The sequence below is a fragment of the Polaromonas sp. P1_E1_2 genome (genome assembly GCF_056406035.1).
Genome location: NZ_JBFUAZ010000156.1, coordinates 1 through 7716, shown reverse-complemented (window position 1 = coordinate 7716; position 7716 = coordinate 1). Strand labels below are relative to the sequence as shown.

Genomic DNA, 7716 nt, shown 5'->3' with positions numbered 1-7716 from the left:
TGTCGGCCGTCAGCACGTTGCGCTTGCCGACAGCTGCCACGATCACATCGGCCTGTAGAGTCATGGCCTTGAGGTCTTTGGTTGCGCTGTGACAGATGGTGACGGTGGCGTTCTTTTGCAGCAGCATCAGCGCCATCGGCTTGCCGACGATGTTGCTGCGGCCGATGACCACAGCATGCTTGCCTTTGAGGTCGTAGCCGATGCTTTCCAGCATCTTCATGCAGCCATAAGGCGTGCAGGGCCAGAAGCCCGGCTGGCCGACCATGAGCGCGCCGGCGCTGGCGACGTGAAACCCGTCAACGTCTTTCGCGGGCGAGATCGATTCGATGACTTTTTGCGCGTCGATATGGGCAGGCAGCGGAAGCTGCACCAGGATGCCGTGGATGGCCGGGTCATTGTTGAGCGCCTCTACCCGTGCCAGCAGATCTGCTTCGCTGAGGGTGGCAGCGTATTGCTCAAGCACCGAATGCAGCCCGTTGTCTTCGCAGGCCTTGACCTTGTTGCGCACATAGACCTGGCTGGCCGGGTTTTCACCCACCAGCACCACGGCCAGGCCCGGTGTGACGCCGCGTGCGCGCAGGGCGGCGGCGCGTTGGGCGACTTCAGCGCGCAGTTGTTTGGAGAGGGCGTTTCCGTCGATCAGCTGGGCAGTCATTTTTTATCGATTTTCAAGTAAAAACGCCCGCAAATCCAATCATCACGGGCGCAAGCAGCTATCAGAAAGATAGCGGAAGGAGGTCAGCCTTTGGGTGCGTTGGATCCCAAGGCTATTTTGAGCAGGTCGGCCACGGTATTGGCGTTGAGCTTTTCCATGATGTTGGCGCGGTGCGCCTCCACTGTCTTGATGCTGATGCCCAGGTCGTCGGCGATCTGCTTGTTGAGGCGGCCCGCCACGATGCGCTCAAGCACCTGGGCTTCGCGTGAGGTGAGCTTGGCGAGCAGGGCGTCGCGGCTGGCGGACTGCTGGTAGTCACTGAAGGCTTCTTTGGCCTGCTCTAGCATGCGCTCGACCAGGTTGACCAGGGCTTCTTCCTGGAAAGGCTTCTGGATGAAATCCATAGCGCCTTTTTTCATGGTGTTGACCGCCATGGGTACGTCGCCGTGGCCGGTGATGAACACGATGGGAAGCGGTGACTTGCGCTCGACCAGGCGGTCCTGCAATTCGAGACCCGTCATGCCGCCCATGCGGATGTCGACGATCAGGCAGGCGACTTCGCGCGGGTCGTAACGGGAGAGAAAGGTTTCGGCCGAGTCGTAGCAGCGGACGCGGTAGTCCTTGCCTTCGAGCAGCCACTGAAGGGAGTCGCGCACGCCCTCGTCATCATCAACGACGTAGACGGTACCTTTTTTGGGAATCAAGCTCATGCCAAACTTTCTTTCGTGAACTTCTCGGGAGACTGTTCTTGAAGGGGTTTCAATGAACGCCGGTATCCTTGGTTGCTATGGTATCGCTAGCAGGCGCCACCGGTGCCAGCAGGGGTGTCACGGGGATCCAGAAGGTAAACCGGCACCCCACCACTTCGTCCCCATTGTAGAGGTTCTGGGCCTCCATTCTTCCCTGGTGGGACTCGACAATACTGCGGCAGAGTTTGAGGCCTATGCCCATGCCCTCGGCCTTGGTCGAATAGAAGGCTTCATACAGCCGGCCCATGACTTCAGGCGACAGGCCACGCCCCGTATCGAGCACCGAAAACTCCACCACGGCCTGGTCTTCAATCTGCTTGGGCACCACGCGCAATTCGACGCTGCGCCGCGCTGTCGGCAGGTGCGCCTGTTCAATCGACTCAGCCGCGTTTTTCATCAGGTTGATGAGCACCTGCTCGATCAGGATGGGGTCCACCATGATGTCGGGCAGGCGGGCTGCGATGTAGTGGCTGAGCCGCACGTGATGGCGCCGCAGCTCGATGTCGGCCAGCTCCATCGCATTGCYCACGATGGTCGCCACGTCGGCGGAGCTGCGGTTGGGCTCACTGCGTTTGACGAAGGACCGTATGCGCTGGATGATCTGCCCGGCGCGGTGTGCCTGTTTGGCGGTTTTCTCCAGCGCCACCAGCAGGTCTTCGTTGCTGATCTGCTGGCCCTTGATGCGCGACACCATGCCGTTGCAATAATTGTTGATGGCCGTCAGCGGCTGGTTGAGTTCGTGCGCCACGCTGGAGGCCATTTCACCCATGGTGATCAGGCGGCTCGCAGTCTGGGCCCGCTCGTTCTGCTGGGCTGCCTGCTCTTCGGCATGGCGCCGCGGCGTGATGTCGGTAGCAATCACCATCTGGGCCAGACGGCCGTCCACCCACGTGAGGTAACGCGAACGAACTTCCAGCCACTTGCTGAGTTCGGGCACAAAAATTTCGGCGTTTTCCGTCTGCGCCGCCGTCAGCGTGTCGGTAGGGAAGCCCGCCAGGCCATCGACCGCATCCAGCGCATCTTCGGTGGGTACGGCGGAGGGCACGCCCGCTTGTGCAATCAGGTTCAGATGGCCGGAGACTTCACCGCCAAACCACGAACGGTACAGCTTGTTGGCAAACAGCAGCTCTTCACTGCCCAGCGGCGCCACGGAGACGGCCGCGTCCAGCCCCTCAAGTACCGTGGTGAAACGTTCGTAAGAAGCTGTGAGTTCTTCGCGGATGCGTTTGGGCTCGGTGATGTCGGTCATGGACGTCATCCAGCCGGTTTGCTGGCCGCGCGGATCAATCAGCGGCGAGACATACATGCGCGCGTCAAAAATCTGGCCGTTCTTGCGCTTGACGCGCACCTCGAAACCACCGGGCGGCGTGCGGCCGTGCAGCTCATCGTCCAGCCGCTGCATCAGGGTCTCGATCTCGCCTTCCGGCCAATGCGGGAAGGGCGGCGTACGGCCCACCAGGTCGCCTTCAGTGAGGCCCGTCATCTGGCAAAACGCCGGGTTCACATAGGTGATGCGGCCCTGCAGGTCCAGCGCGCGCATGCCGGTCAGCATGGAGTTCTCCATCGCACGGCGAAAGTTGGTTTCAGAAATCAAGGCCTGCTGGGCCTGCACGCGACGGCGCGTATGGCGCCAGGTGCCCAGCAGCATCCACACCGTCAGTGCGCTCAGGGCGCTGACCAGCCAGAAAAAGCCGCTGCCCACGACTCCGAGTGAGGCCCGATAGCCTTCCGCACGAATCAGCAGGCCGTTGCCTACCGGTGAAACCGGTATTTCATATTCAGCGGCGGCATCGGTCCAGGGCAAAAGCCGGGCCGCGGGGTTGCGGGGCGGCGGGAGGTTGCCCGCCAGCACCGTGTTTTTGTCGTCGATCAGTGTGACCGCGTATTTGGCCGTCACATCCGTCGGCACGCCAAAGCGCAGCAGCCCGTCGATGGAGTATTCGCCCATGATGACGCCGGCAAATTTCCCCTGGTCATCGAGCGGCACCTGCAACTGCAGGGTAGGGGTGTTGTAGCCGCTGGCTTCCTTGGTCACCAGCGGGCGTGAATACACCGGTTGCCGCAGGTCTCTTGCCAGGTCGTAGGTGCCGTCTGTTTCGCCGACCTTGAGCTGCTCGCCGGCGCCGCGCAACTGGCTGGCGTTGGCGCTGGGCGATACATAGGCCACCTTGATCCGCCGCCTGCTGTCCACCCAGGTGACTGCCATGAGTTCGGGGTACTGGTTGACCAGGGATTCGGCCTGCGAGATGAATTCTTCCGTATCCACTTCCTTGTTGGAGACATCCCGCCCGATGCGCATGAGCTGCTCCTGGCGTTCCAGAAGGCGCAGGCGCAGGCGCTGCTGGGCGTATTCCACATCGCGCTTGACGGCCTGTTGCTCGCGGTCGATTTCTTCGATGCGCAGGTAACCGAAGGCTGCGATCACGGCTGCCAGAAACAGCACCACGGCCAGCAGGGGCCCCAAGGTGATGAAACGGTCCTGGCGCGACGGCGACTGCTTGCGCCACCAGCGCCTCCACAGGGCAAAGGTGGCGGAGTTCGCCATCGTGTCGGCGGGGGCAGGGGGTTGCTGGGTCATAGGGATGATGCAGTTTAAGTGAGATGCCCCTCTGTGGTCAGGGTTGACCCTGATCTTTTAAGGTGAGGCTGTGGGCTGCGCTGTCACATCGCTGGTTTCGATAAAGCAACCGGTATTTGCCAAGGGCATTTCCCCGCAGGTATCGATTTGCTGAACTTCCGTGAAATTTCTTAATGTGAAATCAATAAGCACTATTTGAAATTTAACAAATATTGTGAGAAACTAGGGTCTTGAATCTAATTTGCGTTTAAAACACGCTTAGGCGCAATTGGACACAGGCTCCGCGCACAGCCCGACAAGAGGCTGTATTGCGGATTAACAAAGCTTTATCAGGCTACTCAGGAGACAAAAAATGGCTGCCATTCCGAACCAAGCGGGCGACAACTTGCGCGCTGCCGCCAACGACGCGCTGGACAAGGACACCCAGGAAACCCGTGAATGGATGGACGCCCTGTCCGCCGTCATCGAAAGTGAAGGTCCCGAGCGCGCCCACTTTCTGCTCGAGCAACTCCTTGAGCACGCCCGCCAGAAAAGCATCGACATGCCTTTCTCGGCCAATACGGGCTATGTCAACACCATTGAAACCGACCACGAAGAGCGCTCTCCTGGCAACCTCGAGATCGAAGAACGTCTGCGCGCCTACATGCGCTGGAACGCCATGGCCATGGTAGTCAAGGCCAACCGCCTGCATCCGGCAGATGGCGGTGATTTGGGCGGCCACATCGGCTCCTTTGCCTCGCTGGCCAGCCTGTTCGGCGCCGGCTTCAACCATTTCTGGCATGCCGAGAGTGAAAACCACGGCGGCGACTGCCTTTACATCCAGGGCCACGTGTCGCCCGGTGTCTATGCCCGCGCCTACCTTGAAGGCCGCCTGACCGAAGAGCAACTGCTCAACTTCCGCCAGGAAGTCGATGGCAAGGGCCTGTCCAGCTACCCGCATCCCAAGCTGATGCCTGAGTTCTGGCAGTTCCCCACCGTCTCAATGGGCCTGGGCCCATTGATGGCGATTTACCAGGCGCGTTTCCTCAAGTATCTGCACGCCCGCGGCATTGCCAACACTGAAAACCGCAAGGTCTGGGTCTTCTGCGGCGACGGCGAGATGGACGAAGTCGAATCGATGGGCGCCATCGGCCTGGCCGCGCGCGAAAAGCTCGACAACCTCGTCTTTGTCATCAACTGCAACCTGCAGCGCCTCGACGGCCCGGTGCGCGGCAACGGCAAGATCATCCAGGAGCTCGAAGGCGAGTTCCGCGGTGCCGGCTGGAACGTCATCAAGCTCATCTGGGGCAGCAACTGGGATCCGCTGCTGGCCCGCGACAAGGACGGCGCGCTCAGGAAGGTCATGATGGACACGGTCGACGGCGACTACCAGGCCATGAAGGCCAACGACGGCGCCTTCGTCCGCAAGCACTTCTTCGGCAAAGACCCACGCACGCTCGAGATGGTCGCCAAGATGAGCGACGACGACATCTGGAACCTGCGCCGTGGCGGCCATGATTCGCAAAAGGTCTATGCGGCCTTCCACGCGGCCGTCAAGCACGAGGGCCAGCCCACCGTCTTGCTGATCAAGACCGTCAAAGGCTTCGGCATGGGCAAGATCGGCGAAGGCAAGAACAACGTCCACCAGACCAAAAAGCTGGCCGACGAAGACATCAAGGCCTTCCGCGACCGCTTCAACATCCCGATTCCCGACAGCCAGCTCGCCGACATCCCGTTTTACAAGCCGGCCGACGACACGCCCGAGATGCGCTACCTGCACGAGCGCCGCAAGGCCCTGGGCGGCTACCTGCCGCATCGCCGCGTCAAGGCCGACGAGCAGTTCACCGTGCCAGCACTCGAGACCTTCAAGTCGGTGATCGAGCCCACGGCCGAAGGCCGCGAAATCTCGACCACGCAGGCGTATGTGCGCTTTCTCACGCAACTGCTGCGCGACCAGGCCCTGGGCCCGCGCGTAGTGCCCATCCTGGTCGATGAAGCCCGCACCTTCGGCATGGAAGGCCTGTTCCGCCAGATCGGCATCTACAACCCTGACGGCCAGCAATACACGCCGGTCGACAAAGACCAGGTGATGTACTACAAGGAAGACAAGCAGGGCCAGATCCTGCAAGAGGGCATCAACGAAGCTGGTGGCATGAGCAGCTGGATCGCAGCCGCCACCTCGTACAGCACCAACAACCGGATCATGATCCCGTTCTACGTGTACTACTCGATGTTCGGCTTCCAGCGTGTCGGCGACCTGGCCTGGGCGGCCGGCGACATGCAGGCGCGCGGTTTCCTGCTGGGCGGCACTTCGGGCCGCACCACGCTGAACGGCGAAGGCCTGCAGCACGAAGACGGCCACAGCCACATCCTGGCCGGCACCATTCCCAACTGCATCAGCTACGACCCGACCTTTGCCCATGAAGTCGGCGTCATCCTGCACCATGGCCTCAAGCGCATGGTCGAGAAGCAGGACAACGTGTACTTCTACCTCACGCTGCTGAACGAAAACTACGCCATGCCCGGCCTCAAGCCCGGCACCGAAGAGCAGATCATCAAGGGCATGTACCTCTGCAAAGAGGGCGCCAAGCTCACGCCGCGCGTGCAACTGCTCGGCTCCGGCACCATCCTGCGCGAGTCCATTGCCGCGCAAGAGCTGCTTGAAAAAGAGTGGGGCGTTGCCGCCAACGTGTGGAGCTGCCCGAGCTTCAACGAACTGGCCCGCGATGGCCAGGACTGCGAACGCTGGAACCTGCTGCACCCGACCGACAAACAGCGTGTGCCGTTTGTGGCCGAGCAGCTCGAAAAGCACACCGGCCCGGTGGTCGCATCCACAGACTACATGAAGGCCTATGCCGAGCAGATTCGCTCCTTCGTACCCAAGGGCCGTACCTACAAGGTGCTGGGCACCGACGGTTTTGGCCGCAGCGACTTCCGCAGCAAGCTGCGTGAGCACTTCGAGATCAACCGCCACTACATCGTCGTGGCGGCGCTCAAGGCGCTCAGCGAAGAGGGCACCATCCCAGCGGCCAAGGTTGCCGAGGCCATCAAAAAGTACGGCATCAACGCCGACAAGATCAATCCGCTTTACGCTTGAGTTAAAACCCTGACGTAGCACCTGTAGCAACCGGAGACAAGAATATGGCAGTGGTAGACATTCAAGTTCCTGATATCGGGGATTTCGACGAAGTGACGGTGATTGAGCTGATGGTCAAGCCCGGCGATACCGTGAAGGCCGAGCAGTCGCTCATCACCGTGGAGTCCGACAAGGCCTCCATGGAAATCCCCTCCAGCCACGCGGGTGTGGTGAAGGAGCTCAAGGTCAAGCTCGACGACAAGGTCAAGCAGGGCTCCGTGGTCCTGACGCTGGAAGTGTCCGGCGCCGAAGCCGCCCCGGCTTCAACAGAAAAACCGGCTGCAGCGCCCGCTGCGCCAGCGCAAGCAGCTAGCAAATCTGTAGCAGCGTCGGCGCCTGCACCCGCAGCGGCCCCGGCAGCCTCCGGTCCGGTGGAAGTCCGTGTGCCCGACATCGGCGACTTCAAGGACGTGTCCGTCATTGAAGTCCTGGTCAAACCCGGCGACACCATCAAGGCTGAGCAGTCGCTGATCACCGTCGAGTCCGACAAAGCCTCGATGGAAATCCCGTCGTCCGCCGCAGGTGTGCTCAAGGAGCTCAAGGTCAAGATGGGCGACGTTGTCAACATCGGCGACCTGCTGGCCATCCTGGAAGGTTCTGCGGCTGTGAGCGCATCGCC

General features: G+C 61.2%; 5 protein-coding genes. 2 read left to right on the top strand and 3 right to left on the bottom strand.

Annotated elements, in window-relative coordinates:
- The 3 genes from AC1D1P_RS09685 to AC1D1P_RS09675 all read right to left on the bottom strand — a co-directional run.
- A partial coding sequence (locus AC1D1P_RS09685) for a tetrahydrofolate dehydrogenase/cyclohydrolase catalytic domain-containing protein (RefSeq protein WP_477672816.1) occupies positions 1-655 on the bottom strand: 655 nt, incomplete at its 3' end.
- 83 nt (positions 656-738) lie between these two features.
- Positions 739-1365 (bottom strand): response regulator transcription factor, encoded by a 627-nt coding sequence (locus AC1D1P_RS09680; RefSeq protein ID WP_348047552.1) that lies wholly within the window; start codon positions 1363-1365, stop codon positions 739-741.
- 49 nt (positions 1366-1414) lie between these two features.
- Positions 1415-3982 carry a PAS domain S-box protein gene (locus AC1D1P_RS09675; RefSeq protein ID WP_477672815.1) on the bottom strand — a complete coding sequence of 856 codons (2568 nt, stop codon included), beginning with the start codon at positions 3980-3982 and terminating at the stop codon, positions 1415-1417.
- A gap of 352 nt (positions 3983-4334) precedes the next feature.
- On the opposite strand from AC1D1P_RS09675, the gene aceE reads away from it, so the two are divergent.
- Both aceE and AC1D1P_RS09665 read left to right on the top strand, forming a co-directional pair.
- Positions 4335-7058, top strand: a complete 2724-nt coding sequence (aceE, locus tag AC1D1P_RS09670; RefSeq protein WP_477672814.1) for a pyruvate dehydrogenase (acetyl-transferring), homodimeric type — start codon at positions 4335-4337, stop codon at positions 7056-7058.
- Between the two features lie 44 nt (positions 7059-7102).
- Positions 7103-7716 (top strand): biotin/lipoyl-containing protein (locus AC1D1P_RS09665; RefSeq protein ID WP_477672813.1); only part of this gene is annotated, 614 nt, incomplete at its 3' end.

Coding starts and splice junctions, on each gene's coding strand:
- aceE (WP_477672814.1), top strand. CDS start 4,335: ATGGCTGCCATTCCGAACCAAGCGGGCGACAACTTGCGCGCTGCCGCC.
- AC1D1P_RS09680 (WP_348047552.1), bottom strand. CDS start 1,365: ATGAGCTTGATTCCCAAAAAAGGTACCGTCTACGTCGTTGATGATGAC.